Below are 21649 nucleotides of genomic sequence, written 5' to 3'. Positions count from 1 at the left end.
GTTCGGCTATTACAACTTGATTCCCAACACTTGAGTATACGCCCCTCGTGCTTGAGTCACGCCTATAGTACGTTCGGCTGATTCTATCATTGGTCGGCGCAAACTGACGACTATAAATTGCGCTAGATTCGCTTGTTGTTTAATCATTTTAGCTAATCTTTCTACATTTGCCCCATCTAAGAACATATCGACTTCATCAAAGGCATAAAAGGGCGATGGACGGTAACGTTGTAAGGCAAAAATAAAGCTTAAAGCTGTAAGTGATTTTTCTCCCCCAGACATGGAAGCTAGGCGTTGTACTGGTTTGCCTTTGGGATGAGCTACTAAGTTTAAGCCGCTATTAAAAGGTTCTTCAATATTATCTAGTTGCAAGTAGCCGTCGCCTTCAGAAAGAATCGCAAAAATGCTTTGAAAGTTCTCGTTTACAGCATCAAAGGCTTCTTTAAAGGCTCTTTGACGCAATGTTGTAAAGTTCTCTATTCGTAATAATAATTCTGTACGTTCGGCGGATAGTGTCTCTAACTTTTGCGTAAGTTCTTCTAAGCGCGTGTTGGTGCGATCGTATTCTTCTAACGCCAGCATATTTACAGGCTCCATTGCTTCTAAACGTTTGGCAGTTACTTTCAATTCTTTTTGTAGTTGTTCTAAATCTATTTCTATTGGTACTTGCGGTAATGGTTGGGGTAACTCGGCTTGTTGTAACTTTGCTTTTAGTTCTAATAATTGTTGCTGCTTTGTTATTTGGGTTTCTTGCTGTTTTTGTTGTTGCCATTCTAGTTGACTGTGGGCTAAATGTTGGGCGCTTAAGTGTTTTTCTGTGCGATCGCGCTGCGCTTTTTCGGTGGTCAATTGTTGGCTTACTTGACTTAAAGATGTCCTAATTTGGGTGATTTGGGTAGAAGTCGCTAATAGTTGATTTTCAATTTCGGCAATTTGAGCAGTCGTTTCTATCTCTTGCTGCTGATATTCTTCTTTTCTAGCAATACTGGCGGCGATGGATACTTGCAGACGAGATTGTTGATTTTCAAGGTCTTTAATTTTTCCCTCCGCTTGTCTTAGTTCCTGTTCTTTTGCTTGCAATTGTTGCTCGTTAGTCTTAATTACTGCTTGGATTTCCTGCCATTGACTATTTGTTTGTGAGTTCTCTAATTCAGTTAATGCTAGTTTTTGTTGTTGCAGTGTAGCTTCTTGCTGGGGCAGTTCTTGCTCTAAAACTTGCAATCGAGCTTGAGCCTTAACTAATTGTTCAGTAGTTTGGGCATTTTGAACTGCTGTTTGCGCTAGTTGCTGGCTTAAGTTAGTAATCTCTTTGCTAAGTTGTTCGCACTTAATCTGCTTTTCTCGCCTTTGTTGGCGCATTTCTGTTATTTCTTGACTTTGCTGCTTAGTTTTGGCTAGAAGCGTGTTGATTACTTGGGTACAACGCTCTAATATTTGCGTAATATCTTGCAGGCGATTTTTTAACTGGGTAATTTCTGATGATTCCGTTGCCTCTCCTCTGCCAAAATGCAAGCTCGAACGCTGGTTACTTATTCCCCCAGTCATTGCGCCGCTAGTTTCTAATAATTCGCCGTCTAATGTCACAATCCGATGCTGTCCCAAATAACCCCGCGCTGCTTCTAAGGTGGCAAATACTACGGTGCTACCAAACACATAAGCAAAGATATTTTGATATTTGCCTTCGCATTCCAGCAAATTTATCGCGTAATCTACAAACCCTTTCGCGTAGCCCAAGGCTACAGTAGGCGAAAACCGCCCGGATTGAATCTTATTTAAAGGTAAAAAGGTGATTCTCCCAGCTTTTTTTTGCTTCAACAACTCAATAGCTGCCGCCGCTACCAAGTCATCTTCTACTACCAACTGTCCTAACCTTCCTCCGGCGGCAGTTTCTAAGGCTAATTGATACCGGGGTTCAACCTTTCCTAATTGGGCAACTAATCCACAAACACCACTTAAACCCGATTGTAAAATAACGTTAGTGGCGAAAGTTCCTTGAACCGATTGAACGGCTTGAATTTGTGCTTCTAATTGATCTAAATTACGTTGTTTTTCTCTTTGTTCTAAGATCAATCTATTTTGCGTTTGCTGCTGAATTTGTAATTCTTGTTCTCCTGCTGCCAAGGTTTTTAATAATAATTCAGTTTTTTCAGTAAATGTTAGCAATTCCGCTTCTAAGTTCCTAAGTTGATCTTTTTTCTGGGCTATTTGCGGCTCTAAGTTAGAAATTAATTGAGTTTGTTCGCTAACTTGTTTATTTAACTGATTGTGACGCTCGTTTAACTTAGCTTGTTCTGTACGTTGGGGTTCGATAGTTTTCAGTAAAGCCTCAATCTGACGGCTTAGAGCGGTTTGTTGCTGTACCAGCTCATCACCAGCATAGGCGATCGCATTTGCTGATTCTCGGCTTTGTTCTAAAGCAATCTTTGCCTCTAGTTGTGCTAAACGTAAGGCGGCAATAGTTTGGGTTTCTAATACTTCCTGTTCTTTAATAATTTGACTAAAAAGATGCTGATTTGACTTGACTTCTTCATTTTTTCGGGATATTCTGGCTGTGATATTGTTTGCGGCGTGTTCTAACTCTTGCTTGCGGAGGTGGAGTTGTTTTTGTTCAGCTTGGAAGGTTGCTAAAGTAGACTGGAGTTGTAAAAGATCCGCTTCTCCCAAGGCTTTGACGCGCTGGTTGAGTAAGTCAAGTTGGGTGGTAGAAGTGCTAATTTGTAGCTGACTATCGGCAAGCTGAGTAGTTAATTCGGCGATAGTGCGATCGCCTATTTGTAGTTGCTCTACAATTTGTTGTTGTTGAGCTTGGAGATGTCGCCACTGTAGCACCGTTTCCCATTGTTGCTTTTGAGCGAAGTCAGCGCGGAGGCGTTGGTATTTCTCAGCTTTGAGCCTGTCGGTCGAAAGCTTTTCGCGTTGAATAATTAATTCTTTCTCAACGATTTGACAGCGTTCAATGCGATCGCGTACTTCTTCCAAAGTATCTTTGGCTTGAATAATTTTGCGATCAAAGTTAGCAACCCCTGCTAGTTCGTCAATAATTTCTCTCCGCTCTTTAGCATTCATAGAAATAATGCTAGTCACATCGCCTTGCAGCACTACATTGTAGCCTTCAGGATAAATCCGCAATTGCGATAACTGAGCGTGTAGCTGAGTTAAAGTACAAGCTTCGTCATTGATGTAATAGTTTGAAGTATAAGTATCTTGCTTAGTGACTCGGAGACGGCGCGTAACGCTCCATTCGGTAGAAGTATTTTGCTCGTCGTCGCTGATATCAAAGGTAACAGTAACACTAGCTTCTGCTTTACCACGATTGCCTTGATTGTGGTTAACTAGGTCGGGTAAGCGCTCGGCTCTCATCCCTTTAGAACTAGCAAGACCAAGGGCAAATAATAAAGCATCGAGAATATTAGATTTACCCGAACCATTGGGGCCAGAAACCACTGTAAAACCTGGCAATAATGGAACTGTCGTTGTACCGCCAAAGGATTTAAAATGCGAGAGTTCCAGGCGCTTGACATACACCATAGGCGCTGGTTGAATTTTGCTCAGGGTATTAGTAGTTAAACACCTTAGCACGGTTGGCTTCAAGGATCTAGACCTTTACTAACTTTAGGGCAAAGGTGTTAAAGGTATTTTTTTAAACCTTACGCTCGTGTAGATAAGTAAATACTGATTTGTCGCCAATATCTGGAGGAATTGGTTGTACGGCTTTACGAAGGGCAAACACACAAAATAAAACCGCCCAGGTAGCCAGCATTAATTTTTCTCCAGCAACAGGTATAAGATTTAACAGATGTCCTAAAAGCAAAGCTGGCACTAAAGGCGTAAGAAATTTTGTTTCTAACCGATAAAAACAGAAGGCTTCCTTGAAGTAGATACCCGTCAAAGCGGCAAAAATAAACCCAACTCCGAATAAAGCTAGTGGTTGATGATAAAGAGTTGTAGCCAAAGGTGCGCGACTAGATATTGTCCAAAAAACTGCGCTCGTTGTCCCGATCGCCCAAAAGATTTGTAATACTCGGTGCAGTACCGCAAGATAAATGTGGATTGTGAGCAAACTAACTCCCAAACCCAAACTAAAGCAGAAAAACAAAGGCTGTAGCAAGGACAAATTATTAGGTTGGAAAAGAGAAACCGCACTTCCTAGGGCAAAACTAAGGGCAGCAATACCCAAACCAGTACGATAGATAATTACACTGGTGCGATCGCTTTTATCGATAGTAAAATCGCCAAACTGTCCTGGATAAATTATTGATTCTGGGGCTACTTGGTTAGTCATATCTTCTCAGTGAATTTGCATAACAACTAAAGTCATGTCGTCAGTATTTTGACTATCAGTACCGATAAATTGGCGAACTTTGTCAAATAGATATTCTAAAATTGATTGAGGTGCTAAAGAATGCTTGCAAGCCCACCCAAAAGCCCTGATTAAGTTTTCCTCATCAAAGCGATCGCCATTTTGACTAGCTGCATCGGTAAAGCCATCAGTGTAATAAATAATTGTATCTCCACTGCGTAATTGAACTTGAGCATTTTCGTACTGATTATGAGCATCAAGCCCGATTAACATTCCCAACGTATCAAGACGCTTAATAGTTTTAGTTGCAGCGTGCCACAATAACGGTGGATTATGAGCGGCGTTACTATAGGTCAAAATCTGCGTATCGGGATCGTACTCCGAGCAAAACAGCGTGACAAATCGATGAGAATTTTCTAAATCTGCATACATTACCCGATTTAAGTGTTGCAGAATTCGGGCTGGAGAGTGACCATTTAGCACTTCTCCCCTTAGCATTCCCCGTGTCATAGTCATAATTAGTCCTGCCGGAACTCCTTTACCCATCACATCGCCAATTACTAGCGTCCAGCGATGAGATTGGCTAACTAATTTTTTTTGTCCGTTGTGACCAGTAGGAATAAAATCATAATAGTCTCCACCTACGCGATTAGCTGGTTGACAAAAAGCAGCTAAAGATACGCCAGGAATAGTTGGACATTGACGAGGTAGTAATTGTAATTGAATTTCTGCGCCAATTTCTAATTCTCGGTCTAAACGTTCTTTTTTGCGTAACTCTATAGTAAGTTCGCCATTTTCGATAGCTACGGCGGTTTGATCAGCTATTAGGCGCACGAGTTTTTGTCGCTCTTCCGTCCAATTGTATTGGGGATTATTGCTAAAAACATATAATCTACCTCTTTCTGCCTGTTTGACTAGAATACTCGTACCAAACAATTGCCTATCCCCCCCCAATTGGCTGCTAACTTGAGCGTCTATAGTGGCGGTGACTGGTACTAATTGGGCAGAAGTCAAAGAGGCGGTAACTACATTAATAGCTGTTTCTAAGGCTTTACGAATTATTTTTTGCTGATTGCTATCTTGGCAATGTAATTGTTCTAACTTTACTTGACCATTAGGTTTATATAATATTAATGCGCCAACCTCCGCTTCAGTTACCCGCGTTGCCATAAGCGGAATTAATTCTAAAAACTGATTGAGATTGTTGAAACTTCGCAGCGCAAAACCTAAAGAGCTTAGTAAGTCTGGGATTTTATGTTGTTCTCGATGCAGACGCGCCACCAATTCTTTTAATGCCAAAACTGGGTTTATCTCTGTAGGCACATTGTTAAGGTCAGTAGGTTTTTGAGGCACAGAAATTAGGCTTCCATTAAGAATGCTGTTTGAGTGCGGTGAACTCAGTAATTAAGATGAGCTTAACTTAAGTTTTTGCAGCGCTAAGTCAAAGATTATAGCGTAGGTTGTCACAGTTGACGCGATCGCAATTATTGGATTATTTATCTAAAGTCTTGTTTGTCCAACACCTGTTGGAGCATCTACTACCAAATTTAGGCGATCGCTATGAACTGTTAATATAGGCTGACTAATATTTAGCGATGCAAAAGGGCTAGTTGTGGGAATCTCTAAGTTAGAACTAACTAAACCAAAATTCGCTTCCACAAAGGCAGGAAATATTAACAAATTACTCTCTTTGCGACTAAAAGCCGCAGCACCAAGTTTTAGAGGTAAACCAAAGCTTTGACGCTGGTAATTGAATTTACACAATAAATGGCCTGATTGACTTACAGTGACACTACTTGCTTCCCAACTAAATTGGGCTAATTCTTTAGGTAAGCCCCAAACTTCTCTCCCACCCGCCACCGAGTCAGGATTATCTACATAAATATGCGAAACCCAGCCACCAAATTTACCTTTATAGCTCAAAAAGCCAGCAATAATAATTAGTTCGCTGTATTCTAATACAGAACCAGAACTGTACTTAGATAAATAAACCCCACCAACAGTTTTACTAGGCAAGACGGAAACAATATTTAACTCCGCAGGAATTAGGGGACGTACTCGCGCAATGTCTAATAACTGCAAAGTGACAAAAGCATCGCCTTTTAATGTCCAAGGAGGCTGGGGATAGGTCATTTTTATTTCAACCTCTGTGCGTCGCCAGGGCGGGGCGGAAGTGGTGTGGACGTGGGGGCGGGAATCTGAGGATTTGCCCTACCAGAGGGGCTAGTAGCAGCCCGTGTGTTTTGATTAAATAGGCTAACCATAACTTGCACTAATTCATTGCGCTGTTTGCGGTTGAGGCGGGTAATTACCGCGCGATCGCCTTCTAAGGGATTTGTCAACAAAGTAGCGTATCCTGGATATGCTACTTCATCTATTAGCTCGTTAGCGCCTAAATAGTCAGCTAAAGTTAGTTTCCAATCAAGTCTATAACCGGGGGCGCGTCCTTTAAGATATAGGTGATATTGCAGCAAACGAGTAACTAAAGTATTGTCTGCGGCTACTTTTTTCGTATCTTTGCTGACATACTTGTTTTCTAAAGGTAGATTTGGCAACCTTTGATAAACTTGCATTCCAAACTCTTGAGGTCTAGCACTTTGAGCAAAACTCGGTGCAGCTAAAAAGCTATTGCTAATATTTAGCGACGTACCTAACACTATTAAGCCTGTTGTGCAAGCGAGAATAAATAGCGATAAAGGCGATTTTTTTTGCCTATTCACAATTTTCTGCCCCTAAACGGATCTTCAAGATTCGCCAATAATTTCTGGCTGATTAAGTTCGTCGGACATTTCAATAATTGCCCTTAATACTGGTTTCATCATGGGATCGTCCATAGTATCAAAGTCTTCATAACGGCGGCGTTTAGCGCGATTGGCTACTTGAACAGTGATCCGATAGCGATTTGAGGCGGCACTAATTAGCTCTTCCGCTCGTTGAATAACTTCGGTTTGGGGTGTCTCGAATTTAGTACGTTTGAGCATGAAACCTGCAAGTTTTGGGTTTGATTATAGTCTACAACAGACTTTAGAAATAGGGCGATCGCACTTTTAGCCAAGTTGCAAATTATTTGCCAAGATATTCCCGTGTCAAGGGCGAAACTAATTCCTAATGGTAGAAAATGCGATCGCCAATCTAAGCCAAAATCTTTATAGGGATAGTTAGGTAATGTTGGCATGGATATCAAAAATGGATTCATAGACACTGTAGGCAATACGCCACTAATTCGTCTAAATCGTTTCAGCCAGGAGACAGGCTGCGAAATTCTGGGAAAAGCTGAATTTCTCAACCCTGGTGGTTCGGTAAAAGATCGCGCCGCCCTGTATATGATTTTAGATGCGGAGGAAAAAGGCTTGCTTAAGCCCGGTGGTACGGTAGTAGAAGGAACCGCCGGAAATACAGGAATTGGACTTGCTCATATCTGCAACGCCAAAGGCTATAAATGCCTAATTGTGATTCCCGATACTCAGTCTCAAGAAAAGATTGAGGCTTTAAAAACTTTAGGTGCAGAAGTTCGCACTGTCCCTGCCGTACCTTACAAAGATCCTAATAATTACGTGCGGCTTTCAGGAAGAATTGCCTCAGAAATGGAAAATGCTATTTGGGCAAATCAATTTGATAATTTGGCAAATAGGCGATCGCATTACGAAACTACAGGTAAAGAAATTTGGGAACAAACCGATGGTAAAGTCGATGTTTGGGTAACGGCAACGGGAACAGGCGGGACGCTGGCGGGGGTTTCAATGTACTTAAAAGAAAAAAATCCAGCCATCAAAACTGTCTTAGCAGATCCGATGGGTAGCGGGCTTTATAGTTATGTTAAAACGGGCAAACCCCACGCCGAAGGTAGCTCGATTACTGAAGGAATTGGCAATAGTCGCATTACTGTTAATTTAATCAATGCGCTTATTGATGATGCGATTCAAATTGAGGATCTTGAAGCCGTCCGGGTGGTTTACCGATTGCTTCAAGAAGAAGGGCTATTTCTGGGCGGTTCTACAGGTATTAATGTCGCCGCCGCCGTGCAATTGGCAAAACAACTAGGGTCAGGACATACAATTGTTACTATTTTGTGCGATAGCGGTACTCGCTACCAATCGCGTTTATTTAACCGAGAATGGTTAGCTCAAAAAGGACTTTTGCTCGATTAATAATCTCAAACAGAATTATCTTACCCCCTCTTGCAAAACTTGATTTTTAGGTTGAGGATTTTTCCCAATCTAAAAATCAACTTGTATATTGGTTAAAATTATGTTTTACTATTAGCAAAAAACCAGTAAAATCATAATTAGACTTAAAATAAATTAATAATATTTATTCAAACGTAAACATATTTTGTTATTATTTACAATTGATAAAGGTTGGAGTTAACAAGTGCGATCGCAATGACCATTTACTTTTATAAGGTGAATGAACCTTACGGGTGCTTTTCTAACTTTTCCCCTCACGGTATTGCGATCGGTGGAGAAAACTGGCAAACTGTCGAGCATTACTACCAAGCGCAAAAATTTATCGGCACACCAGACGAAAGAAGTTCATTAATAATTAAAGCCGTACCTACGCCAGAACAAGCCGCCGCTTTGGGACGAGATTGTCGCCGTCAATTGCGGTCAAATTGGGAACAAATCAAAGTTACAGTGATGCGAGAGGCAGTAAGGCAAAAGTTTTTTACTCATCAAGATATTCAAGCAATATTGCTTTCTACCGCCGACTTGCTGATAGTAGAAGACTCGCCAAATGACTATTACTGGGGTTGTGGAGAAACTAAAACTGGCGCTAATCATTTAGGTAAAATATTGATGAGCGTCCGAGCAGAAATTAAAAGTAAACTTTAGTATCATTTCCTAGCTTTTAGCAATTACAGAAGCTAACTTATTAATTGAAGCTACAAAGCTTTCCTGGCAGATCCAACAGCTAAAGTACACACTAACTTAAGAGGTAAAAAGCGCTGTTAAATTCCTATCTGTCTCGTCAAAACACCGCAACACCCAGCTTATTTAAAACTGATATTTCCTAAAGTGATTATCATCGGGGGCGCTGCCACTGAAAGCAACATTACTCAGCTTTTCAATCGAGTAATAATTCAGTGCAACCCTAAGTAAAATCGCCCAAAAGAGGAAATTCCCCGGTTACTATCAAGTTGGGTGTTGTTGTGTAAAAATTTTTATTTCAACTAGAGGCGGAGTCAATATAATTGAAGGGCAGCCTGAGATAAAATCCGTATTATGGCGATTATTGCCTTAAAAGCTTGGTATTTAGACAAGTACGAGCCGCTTCAAGAATTAGAGAAACGCCACCACGATTTGAGGCTGAATAAAAATAGCTTACTCAAATCGGCGCTAAGAGCAGATTTTTTGGAAGATAGCCAAGAAATCAAAAAGTCAGGATGGTTTCAACGCTACCTAGATGGGGAAGTTGTCGAATTTTATATTGAAGGCAGTGGCGGCTATACGATCGCAAATATCGACCTTAGCAGCCATGAAATTTATTTTATCAAGCAAACAACCATTGCTCAGATGGAGCCGACAATTTTTTTATGTCATCAAAACGAGTACGCAGAGTCTAGCCAAATACTTAGAGAATCTTTAAGTATGGTATTAGAAAACTTAAATAAGCGATCGCGTTTCCCCATAACTTTAGTTGAATCTCCGCGCCCAGGCAATAGCCCTGTGAGACTCAGCAGCACTGCTACGCGCAAAATCCGCAAATGCCTGTTATTTATTGCTGATGGTACGCCAGTGGCTCAAATTGAGGGCAAAACTAGCCAATTAATTTTAAGTCCGAGCGTCTGTGTAGAAATTGGCTACGCTGTTACGAGCAAACGGGCAGAGCAAATTTTAATTGCCCAAAAAAACCGCTCTCAACTATCGGGGCAGTATCCTTTTGAATTACCTAGCTACCAATCATTACCATTTAATGACAGTGCCGAATTAGATAAAGTATTGCCTCAAGTAATTGAAACGCAGTTGCAGAGATTTAACTTATTTGCTTGAGTTGTGTTGCACTGTTAAAAAACTGACGGCATAGCCCCTGAGTTACTAATAAAGTAGTGATTAAGTTAGCAAAGGTGAGCATAAACATCACTAAAATTTGGTAAGAGGCGGCATCTAAAGGTTCAATACCGCTCAACAATTGCCCGGTAATAATGCCTGGTAAAGTAACTATTCCGACAACCATCATGGCGTTGATTGTCGGAATTAATCCAGCTTTGATAGCTTCAGTGCGATATTTATTTACAGCTTGCTGGGGAGTTGCGCCTAAACTAAGATGAGTTTCAATTTCTAAATGACTGGCGTTGATGGTGCTGACTAATCTTTCGCCAGCGATCGCCGCCCCATTCATTGAGTTACCTAAAATAATCCCGCCGATGGGAATAAGATACTGAGGTTCGTACCAACTGTTAGGTTGAATTATTAGTAGTGTTGTATAGCTTAAAGTTAAAGCTGTGCTGATGAAAATTGACCCCCATACCAAAGGTAAAACACGCGGAATTTTTTTACTAATGCGGTTACGGGCGACAATCGCCGCAATTGAAACCATAATCAGCAAAATCGCTAAAACCGCCCAAGGATTATCTAAAGCAAAGATGAACGCTAATATATACCCAACTACTAGCAATTGCAGGAGTGTCCGCCCTGTGGCGATCGCTAATGTCCATTCCATGCCCAATTGTTGCCAAGCCGATAAACCAATCGCCAGCCCCATCATGCCCAGCGCCAAAACTAAATCGAGTAAATCTAGCTTAATTAAACCTTCCACTACCTAAACTCCTAAAAGGAAACAATTTATAGCTTTACTCATTCTCAAAGCTAAAAAGGTACTATAAACATTTTCTAACTAAACAAAATTTGGTTTGATATTAAAATAAAAACTTATGAGTCAAAGCGTGAATTTTATCCCTCCTCTCGATCTAACACAGCAGTACAAAAGTATTGAGGTGGAAGTCAGCGAAGCTGTATCAAAAGTCTTAGCATCTGGGCGCTATATTGGTGGAACTCTCGTTGAAGAATTTGAACAACAGTTTGCCCATTATGTTGGCGTATCAAATTGTGTAGGTTGCAATTCGGGTACAGATGCGCTGTATTTAGCCCTGAGAGCTTTAAATATTGGCGTAGGTGACGAAGTAATCACGACTCCTTTTACTTTTATCGCTACTTCCGAAGCGATCGCGGCGGTAGGTGCGACTCCTGTATTTGTCGATATTGACGCAGCTACATTTAACCTTAATTTAGACCTATTAGCGGCAGCAATTACACCTAAAACTAAAGCAATTATTCCCGTTCATTTATTTGGGCAACCTGTGGATATGACGGAGTTAATGAAAGTTGCTTCTACTTACCAAATCTCGGTAATAGAAGACTGCGCCCAGTCAACAGGGGCTTCTTGGGAGGCGTTTAAAGTCGGTAGTATTGGGCGAGTGGGCTGTTTTAGTTTTTTCCCCACTAAAAACCTTGGTGCTTGTGGCGATGGGGGGGCGGTGACAACCAACGATCCGGCGATCGCATCTACTATTAAAAGCTTGCGTGAACACGGGCAAAAAGAACGGTACATACACGCCGAAAACGGCATCAATAGCCGTCTAGACTCCTTGCAAGCAGCGATTTTAATGGTAAAGTTGCGCTATCTCGACTCTTGGAACGAAAAAAGACGGGCGATCGCCCAATCCTACCAAGAGTTACTAAGCCATGTTCCCGGAATAGTCGCACCGCAAGAATTAGCGGGATCTAGTGCCGTTTGGAATCAATACACAATTCGGGTGCTAGAAGGGCGAGACAAGGTACGCGACTTGTTGACTGGGCGCGGGGTTGCTTCGATGGTTTACTATCCGCGCTCTTTACATTTACAGCCCGTTTACAAGCATTTAGGCTATCAGTTAGGACAATTCCCCATAGCTGAACAAGCATCGGGGCAAGTATTATCTTTACCGATGTTTCCCGAACTGTCTGTAGATCAGCAACAACAGGTAGTTTATAGTCTCAAAGATTGTTTAATGTAGAGACGTTGCAATGCAACGTCTCTATTAATTTAGGCAAAAATCCGGCGACGACTACCAGCAATTGATTCTACCAAACTACGAACGGCGGCAATCATCGCAACTTCGCTGTTAAGTTGGTTAATTGCCGAACCAACACCAACGCCAGCCGCTCCACAAGCGATCGCTAGGGGTGCAGTTACGCTCGATATGCCACTAGCGCACAATACAGGAACACTTACAGCGCGGGAAATTTCATAGGCGGCGGCTAAGGTAGGTGCTGCCTTTTCTAGCAGCCCTAAAGTCCCACCATGCACGGGGTTAGTGCTAGTTCCACCTTCAGTTTGAATAATATCGGCTCCCGCTTTAACCAAGTCTTCGGCTAGTTGAACTTGTAAATCGAGGGCTAAAATGTACGGAACGGTTACAGATAGAGTTACGTCAGGTAATAAGCTGCGGGTTTGATAAGTTAAAGCTAATACTTCCACCGCCTCAAAACGCCGCCCTTGAGCGTAAAAACTATCAAAGTTACCAATTTCAATTAAGTCTGCGCCTGCGGCTACCGCTTGAACGAATAATTCTGGCTCTACGGCAGATACACAAATCGGTAGATTTGTCAACTGTTTAGCTAAAGTAACTAAATTAGGGTCAGCAGCAATATCTACAAAAGTAGCACCACCAAGCTCGGCGGCTCTAATTGTAGCAGCGACGCGATCGCTATTAAAGTTATTTAAGCCGCTAATAACTTTGAGTACGGAAGCAGAATCAAAAGCGCGTTGTAATAATCGATCCATTGTCATAAATGTAGCTCCTGTTAGTGATGAAATTAGATAGTAAATACTATCTGGCAAAATTAGGACAAAATTAACTATTTACCGCTATAGTAAAAAGCAATTTCCTTATCTTTTAGGGGTGCAAAGTCTGCGTCTACTAGCATTTGATTGAGTTCGGCTTGGGGAATATGTTTTGCACCAATGCGGACAATGCGCGATCGCATAGTATTAGATACGCCACTGCGCTGTCTACCTGCTTCCAAACCCATTACTTGATGATACAAGCCTAATTTGGCTTGGGGAATGGGAGAACCGTCAAAATCGTTTCCTGATGCGATCGCTTCATCAATTGCATCTGCGCCAGTGGTGGTTGCGTCTGGGTTCATTGTCTCAAGTCATTAATATAGGCAAAGATTATTTTATCAGGCTTGAGTAACCCCGATAGGCGCTTGAAATCTTTAAGCCAAAACTAGGGAAGCGGTTATTTGTGTTGATTATTTGAAAGGACTCCTTAAAAAATGCGAAGCTTTGCGAGCTTGTGGCTCTATCGCACCAGTCCTAAATCAATAGCTACAAAACTCTTGTCCACCCAGCACTTAAGAGTAGAATCGCTCATAATCATCATGGCTACCGATCCAAAACCACGTCACTGTATCACCTTCTAGAATTCCAATTGCGCGATAGCTAAGTGTTACCCGAACTGACCAAATTCCTTCCTCACTATTGATACATTTAAAATGTAAAGATGGATGAAACGGATTTTCTGCCCAAAGCTGATAGGCTTTTCGCGCTCCCTTTCTGACCGAATTGCTCAGTTGTCTATATTCAACCCAAAAAGATGGCAGGGTAGCCGACTTCATAACTGCTTATAATCCATCGGCATCGATCGACCTTCAGCGATTTCTTGTTTTGCTTGCCGGGCGGCGGTCACTAACTTATCCTGTGACTTTTTAAATGAAGACTCCCACCGTGCTTCATCTTCCAAATCGATAATATATTCACGAATATGCTCCGCAACTTGCTCTTGCAAATCATCTGGTAAAGATTCAACCATTTTGACAATTGTGGTAATGGCAGAGGAAGACATAAGTTATTTAGGAATAATAAAAAGGGAGCTTTACTTTACACACTAACACTTGTCAGGCTTAACGCCATTACTACAAGCTGTGAGCAGCGCTCACCTCAAAACACTTTCAAATGTGCGAAGTATCCAATAGCCAACTACTTAAACTCGCCAGAGGAGAAGATAATATAAACAATGTCGTATTCCTTCGTTTCAAGGCAGCAACTTATTAAACGGCAGTGTAGACAAAACGATAACCTACATCATACTGTTCTTGTTGACGTAAATGCCCATGTTTTCGATCCCAAACTGTTAGAGTCGATGGGGGCTATTGCACCCCGCACCTCTCCTACAAAGCCGGACGTGAAACTTTCGCCTCATCCGGCTCCCAGATATTCTTAGGGTTGTTGTTCCCTTTTGCCCATGTGGACGTAATCGTGACAAGATTCGTGTACGGCAATTAGATTTTTGATCTTCCAGTTGCTATGATTCCCGTCAATGTGGTGTAGTTGTACTTGCTCATCGCTAATGCACTTCATACCGCAATGTCCGCACGTGTGGTTTTGCCGTTTTAAGGCTTTAGAGGTGTGATTGTCGTATAACTTACTGTTGCGTTCGCTCCAGTACGTTATATCTCCGTCGTAAGGTGATTTATTGCCTTTAACGTTGAAGAATTTGAATTCGGAGTAAGGAACCGAAGGGAATGCCATGTCTAATAATTTCTTACTAGAATGACGGTCTTGCTTGGGTTCCTTGTTAAATACCCTGAAGGCTCTGTTTTGAGTGAGGTATAGCGAAAAACGCGACCCGTCCATCTTACAGAATTTATGGTAATTTCTCCAGCCTCTAACGATGGGGGCTAATTTCATAGCCTTGACCTTCGCGCCATAGTTCGAGCAGTTGACGATTGCTTTTATCTTCTGACGGAATTTCTTGAAGTTATCCACTGAGGGGGTGCTTCTAAATTTTCCGTTGTTTTGCACTTTGAAATGCCAACCAAGGAAGTCAAAACCCTCTGTCGTAGCGGTTATCTTTGTCTTCTTTTCGCTTACTTTCATTCCTCTGGCGGCTAAAAACTGACTAATTCTTTCAAGTATCTCTGTCGCGTTCTCTTGGGGACGAAGTATTATTACCATGTCATCCGCATATCGGATTGATGGTTCTACGTACTCTCCACTTGTACTTTTGTATCTATGGATTTTTTCGATTCCGTTGAGTGCGACATTGGCTAATAGGGGGCTTACCACACCACCTTGTGGCGTTCCTTGTTCTGGAAATTCAGGATTTACCCCGGCTTTTAAGCATCGGAATATTCCTGATTTGATGCCACGAGTGGCAATAAGGTTGTCCATTATGGTTGTATGGCTTATCCTATCGAAGCATTTTTCAATGTCAAGTTCTATGACTCTTTTATTGATTCCATTTACACCGGAGTTTAGATTTGCGAATAGGATTCTTTGGGCATCATGTGCCGAACGTCCTGGTCTGAACCCATAGCTCCTAGCATGGAAAGTTGCTTCGTGTGCTGGTTCTAAGGCGTATTTGGCGAGGCATTGCCAAGCTCTGTCCGCGATAGTGGGGATTTTTAGCATTCTGGTACTTCCGTCCTTTTTTGGGATGGGAATACTACGCAATTTCTGGTGTTTCCAGTTGTTACTCAATGCCTTCAGCAGTTTCTCTAGCTTGAAGCGTTCCTCAAAGGTGAGGAATTTCTTGCCGTCGATACCTGCCGTTTTCTTACCAGCGTTTAGCTGAGTTACTTGACGGATTGCCAGTAATCTAGCCGCTTTGGACTTCAGAATAAGTTTTTGAAGGGACATTGCTTTGCGCTTGTCTCCTGCTTGAACTGCTTTGTACACTCTCTTTTGTAGGCGGAATAGATTACGCCGGAATTGCTTCCAGGGTAAGGTCCTCCAAGATTCACTAGCGTTGTCGCTGTGCCTAATCATGCTCGTACTCCGTAAAGTGTCTTCTGAATATCTTGCGGCAATTACGCCGCATCCTACCCGAATCAGAGGGATTCTGTATCTCGTCTTACCTACTTGGGACTCGACCGTCCCTAGACCTTTGATTCGTTTTTATTCGTTCCCTCAGATGATTGTTTTGTCCTGTTAGGAGTAGCCAATTTGACCATCAGAAACCCTGGGTTCAGACTGCTATCAACAAGTCATGCAGTAGGTTTTAGCTCTGATGCAGTCAGGGATAATCTGGGTTGATTATGTTATGCCCTGCTGTTATAGTGGGTCACTTTTATAGGCTCGGTTTCTCCATAAGAACTCCCTGTTAGCGCCAGTGTCAATCCATAACGATTGTCTGATTGCGCCCTGTTCCCCGCTTTACTCTACAAGAATCGAGCTTGTTCGGTAGGGGCAAGGTAAGGAGTCACACCTGAACCTGGTGGGTAGGACTTTCACCTACATCAATCTGAGAGTTCAGCTAGACTTGGGAGTCTTGGCTGGGTTAGTTATGTACGGACTGATTACCGCGATTTGCTAACCAACGAATCGCACCCTGTTTCTAAATCCTTATATAAATTCGCTAAACCTTGATTTAGCTCATTCTCAGCAATGTTTGCAAACGATGAAATTCCATTGCGAATATCGCTATTAAGGTAAAGTTCTGGTCTTGCCCAGCCAACGGCTGCAAACGAGTCCGACAAGTCATTAGGTAAAGGAAACTTAACTACATTTACGGCAACATTTGCGATCGCCTCAATTTCAAATATTAATCTTGGAATAGTCAGAAATGTAGCCTGTACATCTGCTACAAGTGAGGGAAAATATTGCGTCAACCAAAAACTTGAGATTTTTTCTGGATCGTAAGTGAACAGAACAATTTTTCCATCACCTGCGATCCTATGGATTTCACGCAACGCTTGCCGATAATCCTGGAAGTGGTGGAAAGCCAGCATAATAATGGCTGCATCTACCGAGCCGTCTGGCAAAGGTAAGTTGTCAGCAAAAGCATCTATCCATTGAATGGCAGGATGAGACTTCGCCTGCCTTCGCATCGTCGCTGACGGCTCAATTGCAAAAACACGATATCCACACTCAGCTAAAACAAGTGCGTAAGAACCTGTACCAGCACCAATATCTGCAATGGTCGCAGCCTGGGAGGGTGCAAGAATTTCTAGTAATTTTTCAGTAATACGTGGATCGCTTCTTCTCGTTTGGGCGTAGCTTTTCCCAATTACGTCATAGAGTGACATCCCATATCCTCAAGACACTTTAAGAAATTTTCTGAATATATTTTAAGGTACAAGAATAAAAGACTTTGCACGTTGCGTAGCAATTTAGATAGCCACTACAACATTTCTTGGTAGGAGTCACTTGAGTAAACGGATAAAACCTGCTTGCTCAAAATGTCGGTCAGTGGTCAACGCCTCTTGACAACCTTTATGTTTCATCACAATGAAAGATGTACAGTCAACCAAAGACCAAGCTTTGTCTACTCTACTTTTGCATGGTTTCCAAGCTAGAGCATCTGTTACATCATCAATATGAATAACCTCAACATAAGCAACTGTTTTAATCGCATCAACAATTTCAAATATCCGCGATCGCTCAACCCGCAGTGGGCTATTTAATAATGCTACCAATTCAGTAATTACATAATTTGTCGTACAAATTTTTGTTTGTTGTTGAACCGCTAAACGAAAATATTGCTCTGCTTGTGGATAGTAAGGTTGAGTGTTAACAAAAAGACTTGCCCAACCGGACGTATCAACAAACAAACTACTCATCCCTTTTTAATTCCTGACAAAGAGATTGTCCAATATAGTAGTCATGATTCTCGGCTAAATCGGGAACATCTACACTGAGAGAACCAATTAGTCTTAAAAGTGGGTCTGTTTCTACTTTTGGTACTGAGTTAGATGGCAGTAAAGTTGTTAACTGCTGTGATAGGACTTGTAACACGATTTCCTCTAAAGACTTGTTTAAGCGTTCTGCTTGGGCGGTTAATGCCTGCTCTAAATCATCGGAAAGAGTAATCGTAAATATTTTAGCCATAGCTCCTCTTTCGGGCGGGATTGAAACTATTTTAATTGATTGCGAAGTCTCAACGCATCAAAATAAAAGACTTCGCACGTTGCGTAGCAATTTAGATAGCGGTAGATGATTGTTTTGAGGAAGTGCGATCGCATCTATGTACTGTTCCTACTGCGATCGCATCTATTGTTATGGCTTACTTACTATGTTGAAACAACACTAGAATGACCAGCGACAATTTGAATAGAGCCAGTAGAGGATTTTGACCAAACACGAGTGTACCGAATCCGAACATCAATTGCTGTGGCTTCGTAGCTGCCCAGCAGGTGCATTTGAACCGAAACAATCGCAAACTCTTGATTGAACCCAATACGCTGCTCGGAGGGCGTAAGTTCTCTTAATTTAAGCGCTCCAGATTGGTGAATAGCAAGGTCTTCTTGCTTACTAATAATCTGACCTAAATGGTTCGTGAAGATAAGTTCAGGTGCAATAAGTGCGTCTAGCTCGGCTACATCGGAGTGCAGCATCGCTTGCCTAAGACGTTCTTCCAATTCAACAACTTTCACTTGAGAATGTTGAGCCATAAGAAATTTTTTGCAGGATGCCTAGATATTAATTATGTGGAAACTTTCTGCCTTACACCCTTACTGCTTGCTTCAAGCAAAACGAATTTTTAAGTAATCTTCTTCCATTTTTGCTCCCGCAGGTTGCAGCGCTGCTAAAGCTTGAGGCAAAACTAAATTCCGCCGATGATTGCCAATAGTAATATTTAGCTCATCACCCGTTTTATTTAGCTGAACTTGGTTTTTAGGAATACCTGGTAAGTAAATCTCTAAGCTGTATTGATTTTCTTCTCTAACAACTCTTAAGGTAGTTTCTTTGTAATAAACTTGCGTCGGATCTTCGTTGTCGTATAAGGTATCTTTCAATCTTTCCAATGCTGCTAAACCGCACATTTCCTCGGAATACAAAGGAACTTCTTTAACGGGTAAAGGGTGGAAATTTTCGTGAATTTCTTGGCGATATTGCTCTTGATTTTCTTTCCAACGTTTAAAAAATGGATCTTGAACTTCGGCGGGAATAATTCTATTTGCTACTACTAAATCGGTTGCTACGTTGTACAAACTTAAGTAAGCATGGGCGCGTAAAGATTCTTTAATTACCATTTTTTCCGGGTTGGTAACTAACCGCACAGAAGTTTGCGTATTATCGGTTAATACTTTTTCTAAAGCCTCAATTTGTTCGTAAAATTCGTAAGGAGCGTCCATTACTTCTTTATTAGGCAAAGAAAACCCGGCAATTGGTCTGAAAAATGGCTCTACAAGCGGTCTTAAGGCTACAGATATATTTTGAAATGGTTTGTAAAAGCGGCGCATATACCAGCCGCCAACTTCTGGTAAGCTTAGTAAGCGCAAAGCTGTACCTGTAGGCGCAGAATCGATAATTAATACATCAAATTCGCCTTCGTCGTAGTGGCGTTTCATCCGTACTAAACCAAAGATTTCATCCATCCCTGGCAAAATTGCTAATTCCTCCGCCTGAATGCCGTCTAAGCCACGCGCTTGCAATACTTGGGTAATGTAGCGTTTGACGGCTCCCCAGTTGCCTTCTAGCTCCATTAGCGCGTCTAATTCTGCTCCCCAGAGGTTAGGGCGTATTTGTTGCGCTTCGTGTCCTAATTCTAAGTCAAAACTATCTGCTAAAGAGTGCGCGGGATCGGTACTTAATACCAGTGTACGGTAGCCAAGCTCTGCACAACGTAGCCCTGTAGCCGCCGCTACAGAAGTTTTGCCAACTCCGCCTTTACCTGTCATTAAAATTACGCGCATGATATAGTTTTGTCCTATTGTGAGAAATTATTAATATTTATTTACTTTATCTTATATACAGATCGCACTGTAGCAACATTTTTGTCATGGTTGCCCCTAAACCAATTTGGCGGATTTAGATTAAGGTTGATTTAACTAAGGCGTTTTGTAGCAATAGTGGCTCAATAATGCTAAGAATCTTTTGTTGGAGAGGGTTTAGGTGCATATTAAATCAGTTGACTTAATAGCTATAGAAATTAAAATTATGTAAATATTTAAGAATTAATTAAGAAAGTGCGATCGCACTATGAGAGATAATAGAGATGAATTATTTAAGGTTTCTTGGCACAATCTACCTTGCGAGTGGGTTGTGCTATTCATTAAGTATTAATCTCCCCCAAACTCCACAAGCTTACCAATATTAAAATCTATCCTGATCCAACCTGCTAGTCGGCGCAGATTGTCTAATAATAGTAAAGGGATTTGCCAATGATGCACCATCAGAAAAGGTAAGGGATCGTTAAAGGCAAAAATTGACTCTTTCCCGCGCCTAATATTTTTAAACCATGTCTGCAATTGCTGCAACGATCTAATTTCATTTAGCCGCCAAACCTCATGATATAGCCAGTAAGTGGGCTTGCTATCAGTTAGCGGTTGCAAGGGCTTTAATGGTTGACTGCTCAAATAAGCTGACGCTACCCCTGGATGGTTGTAAAACATCGTAATGGCGGAGTGCGTGCGGGGGTTGCATTCAATAGCGTAGATATTCCCGTTTTCTGCTCTAATAAAGTCAAAAGAAGCTTGTCCGGTGACTCCCAATTGTTTAACAAAATGGCTCACCCATTGCAAAATCTCTGGTTGATCGACGTTTTCATAATTCACTTGAAAAGCTGAGGATTCACAACAGCAATGCAATCTCAACTCTCCATCTCTGACGGTGCTATGAGTGCAATACTCTTTCCCTGTGATAAATTCTTGCATAATCCAGGGCTTTTCCTCGCTGATGGGTAAGCTATTTACAAAAGCTGCGGTTTCTGCGCGGGTATTACAGGGAAGTTTAGTTAAGTTTAAGCGTCTAACAGAATCGTAGGGAATGCTTTTAAGAATATATTTATTTTGCTCAGTAGAGAAATCAAAGTCAAGGACTTGTTGAGGATGAGTAATTTTGTAGGATTTGGGGACAGATAAACCAAAACTTTGCGCTGTTTGAGCAAAAGCAAATTTATCATCGAGCATTTTAGTAATATCAGCATCAAAGTGAAACACCTCGCAGCAGCCAGCTAAAGCGGGTTTAGCTAAAGAGTCATAATAGCTAGAAATTGGACTGCATACAGGAATGTATACATCAATATTTTCTTTTTTTGCAATGTTAACTAACGCTTGAATATAAGCTTCGGGATCTTTTTGTGGTGCAGGTACAGTATAAAAAGCATCGACAGCGCGAGAAAATCGATGTCCAGTTAACCAATATTTATCAGTCTCAATTAAAACTACTCGATGTCCCGCCGCATAAAACGATCGCGCTAATTGCAACGCTTTTGTCATTTTACCGCCACTAATCAAGATATTTTGAGCTTTCGCAACGGTAGCTTGGGGAAGTTTTGGTTTTGTTAGTAACGCTACTAAAACAACGATGCAATTAAAGGGAAATGCCAAAGCAAGTAGTAATAGAGTACCCAGATTTTGAAACAATGCCAACACTTGCGCGTCTCCCCATCAAAAATTTGTTGAGGGCGCACAACATAGG

General features: G+C 41.6%; 23 protein-coding genes. 5 read left to right on the top strand and 18 right to left on the bottom strand.

Going from position 1 to position 21649, the window contains the following annotated elements:
* Positions 1–9: 9 nt before the first annotated feature.
* The 6 genes from smc to C7B70_RS02290 form a co-directional block, all read right to left on the bottom strand.
* Positions 10–3528 (bottom strand): chromosome segregation protein SMC, encoded by a 3519-nt coding sequence (gene smc / locus C7B70_RS02315; RefSeq protein ID WP_106367453.1) that lies wholly within the window; start codon positions 3526–3528, stop codon positions 10–12.
* A gap of 112 nt (positions 3529–3640) precedes the next feature.
* Positions 3641–4282 (bottom strand): DUF2301 domain-containing membrane protein, encoded by a 642-nt coding sequence (locus C7B70_RS02310; protein WP_106367452.1) that lies wholly within the window; start codon positions 4280–4282, stop codon positions 3641–3643.
* A 6-nt stretch (positions 4283–4288) separates the two neighbouring features.
* Positions 4289–5659, bottom strand: a complete 1371-nt coding sequence (locus tag C7B70_RS02305; protein WP_106367451.1) for a GAF domain-containing SpoIIE family protein phosphatase — start codon at positions 5657–5659, stop codon at positions 4289–4291.
* Positions 5660–5800: 141 nt separating this feature from the next.
* Positions 5801–6433: an acetoacetate decarboxylase family protein gene (locus tag C7B70_RS02300; RefSeq protein WP_106367450.1), complete on the bottom strand. Its 633-nt coding sequence runs from the start codon at positions 6431–6433 to the stop codon at positions 5801–5803.
* Between the two features lie 2 nt (positions 6434–6435).
* Complete coding sequence (locus tag C7B70_RS02295; protein WP_106367449.1) at positions 6436–7020, bottom strand: hypothetical protein; 585 nt, start codon at positions 7018–7020, stop codon at positions 6436–6438.
* Positions 7021–7044: 24 nt separating this feature from the next.
* Complete coding sequence (locus tag C7B70_RS02290; protein WP_106367448.1) at positions 7045–7281, bottom strand: DNA-directed RNA polymerase subunit omega; 237 nt, start codon at positions 7279–7281, stop codon at positions 7045–7047.
* A 192-nt stretch (positions 7282–7473) separates the two neighbouring features.
* Here C7B70_RS02290 and C7B70_RS02285 point away from each other — a divergent pair, with 192 nt between their 5' ends.
* The 3 genes from C7B70_RS02285 to C7B70_RS02275 all read left to right on the top strand — a co-directional run bounded on the left by C7B70_RS02285 (position 7474) and on the right by C7B70_RS02275 (position 10290).
* The gene (locus C7B70_RS02285) at positions 7474–8448 is read left to right on the top strand and encodes a cysteine synthase A (RefSeq protein WP_106367447.1); all 975 of its coding nucleotides are present in this window, start codon (positions 7474–7476) and stop codon (positions 8446–8448) included.
* Between the two features lie 234 nt (positions 8449–8682).
* Positions 8683–9132 (top strand): NADAR family protein, encoded by a 450-nt coding sequence (locus tag C7B70_RS02280; RefSeq protein WP_106367446.1) that lies wholly within the window; start codon positions 8683–8685, stop codon positions 9130–9132.
* A 390-nt stretch (positions 9133–9522) separates the two neighbouring features.
* On the top strand, positions 9523–10290 hold the full coding sequence (locus tag C7B70_RS02275; RefSeq protein WP_106367445.1) for a hypothetical protein: 768 nt from the start codon (positions 9523–9525) through the stop codon (positions 10288–10290).
* On the opposite strand, the gene fetB is transcribed toward C7B70_RS02275, so the two are convergent.
* On the bottom strand, positions 10274–11056 hold the full coding sequence (gene fetB, locus C7B70_RS02270) for an iron export ABC transporter permease subunit FetB (RefSeq protein WP_106367444.1): 783 nt from the start codon (positions 11054–11056) through the stop codon (positions 10274–10276). The genes C7B70_RS02275 and fetB overlap by 17 nt on opposite strands.
* Positions 11057–11171: 115 nt before the next feature.
* Between fetB and C7B70_RS02265 the strand changes: the two genes are divergently transcribed.
* Positions 11172–12293 (top strand): DegT/DnrJ/EryC1/StrS aminotransferase family protein, encoded by a 1122-nt coding sequence (locus C7B70_RS02265; RefSeq protein WP_106367443.1) that lies wholly within the window; start codon positions 11172–11174, stop codon positions 12291–12293.
* A 29-nt stretch (positions 12294–12322) separates the two neighbouring features.
* Here the strand turns inward: C7B70_RS02265 and C7B70_RS02260 are convergent, their stop codons facing one another.
* From C7B70_RS02260 to C7B70_RS02245, 4 genes are all read right to left on the bottom strand, one after another.
* Positions 12323–13069 carry a DUF561 domain-containing protein gene (locus tag C7B70_RS02260; protein WP_106367442.1) on the bottom strand — a complete coding sequence of 249 codons (747 nt, stop codon included), beginning with the start codon at positions 13067–13069 and terminating at the stop codon, positions 12323–12325.
* A 68-nt stretch (positions 13070–13137) separates the two neighbouring features.
* Positions 13138–13428, bottom strand: coding sequence for a DUF4090 family protein (locus tag C7B70_RS02255; protein ID WP_106367441.1), 291 nt, complete (start codon positions 13426–13428; stop codon positions 13138–13140).
* Between the two features lie 210 nt (positions 13429–13638).
* Positions 13639–13902: a hypothetical protein gene (locus tag C7B70_RS02250; protein WP_106367440.1), complete on the bottom strand. Its 264-nt coding sequence runs from the start codon at positions 13900–13902 to the stop codon at positions 13639–13641.
* Positions 13899–14129 (bottom strand): hypothetical protein, encoded by a 231-nt coding sequence (locus C7B70_RS02245; RefSeq protein WP_106367439.1) that lies wholly within the window; start codon positions 14127–14129, stop codon positions 13899–13901. Before C7B70_RS02245 ends, C7B70_RS02250 begins: the two co-directional genes overlap by 4 nt.
* A gap of 171 nt (positions 14130–14300) precedes the next feature.
* Here C7B70_RS02245 and C7B70_RS27515 point away from each other — a divergent pair, with 171 nt between their 5' ends.
* A complete protein-coding gene (locus C7B70_RS27515) occupies positions 14301–14507 on the top strand; it encodes a hypothetical protein (RefSeq protein ID WP_233220793.1) in 207 nt (68 codons plus the stop codon).
* On the opposite strand, the gene ltrA is transcribed toward C7B70_RS27515, so the two are convergent.
* The 7 genes from ltrA to C7B70_RS02210 all read right to left on the bottom strand — a co-directional run bounded on the left by ltrA (position 14504) and on the right by C7B70_RS02210 (position 21603).
* Entirely contained in the window at positions 14504–16054 is a 1551-nt protein-coding gene (ltrA, locus tag C7B70_RS02240; protein WP_106367438.1) for a group II intron reverse transcriptase/maturase, read from the bottom strand. The genes C7B70_RS27515 and ltrA overlap by 4 nt on opposite strands.
* A 530-nt stretch (positions 16055–16584) precedes the next feature.
* Positions 16585–17313, bottom strand: coding sequence for a class I SAM-dependent methyltransferase (locus tag C7B70_RS02235; RefSeq protein WP_106367437.1), 729 nt, complete (start codon positions 17311–17313; stop codon positions 16585–16587).
* 117 nt (positions 17314–17430) lie between these two features.
* The gene (locus tag C7B70_RS02230; RefSeq protein WP_106367436.1) at positions 17431–17847 is read right to left on the bottom strand and encodes a type II toxin-antitoxin system VapC family toxin; all 417 of its coding nucleotides are present in this window, start codon (positions 17845–17847) and stop codon (positions 17431–17433) included.
* On the bottom strand, positions 17840–18115 hold the full coding sequence (locus tag C7B70_RS02225; protein ID WP_106367435.1) for a hypothetical protein: 276 nt from the start codon (positions 18113–18115) through the stop codon (positions 17840–17842). The genes C7B70_RS02230 and C7B70_RS02225 overlap by 8 nt, the downstream gene beginning before the upstream one ends.
* A gap of 182 nt (positions 18116–18297) precedes the next feature.
* Positions 18298–18678 (bottom strand): nuclear transport factor 2 family protein, encoded by a 381-nt coding sequence (locus C7B70_RS02220; protein WP_106367434.1) that lies wholly within the window; start codon positions 18676–18678, stop codon positions 18298–18300.
* A gap of 72 nt (positions 18679–18750) precedes the next feature.
* A complete protein-coding gene (locus C7B70_RS02215) occupies positions 18751–19923 on the bottom strand; it encodes a TRC40/GET3/ArsA family transport-energizing ATPase (protein WP_106367433.1) in 1173 nt (390 codons plus the stop codon).
* A gap of 366 nt (positions 19924–20289) precedes the next feature.
* A complete protein-coding gene (locus tag C7B70_RS02210) occupies positions 20290–21603 on the bottom strand; it encodes an ATP-grasp domain-containing protein (RefSeq protein WP_106367432.1) in 1314 nt (437 codons plus the stop codon).
* Between the last annotated feature and the right edge of the window lie 46 nt (positions 21604–21649).

The sequence above is a fragment of the Chlorogloea sp. CCALA 695 genome, assembly GCF_003003885.1.
Taxonomy (GTDB): Bacteria; Cyanobacteriota; Cyanobacteriia; order Cyanobacteriales; family Chroococcidiopsidaceae; genus Aliterella.
The sequence above is the reverse complement of the archived record's forward strand: the minus strand, read 5'-3'. Positions and strand labels throughout refer to the sequence as shown.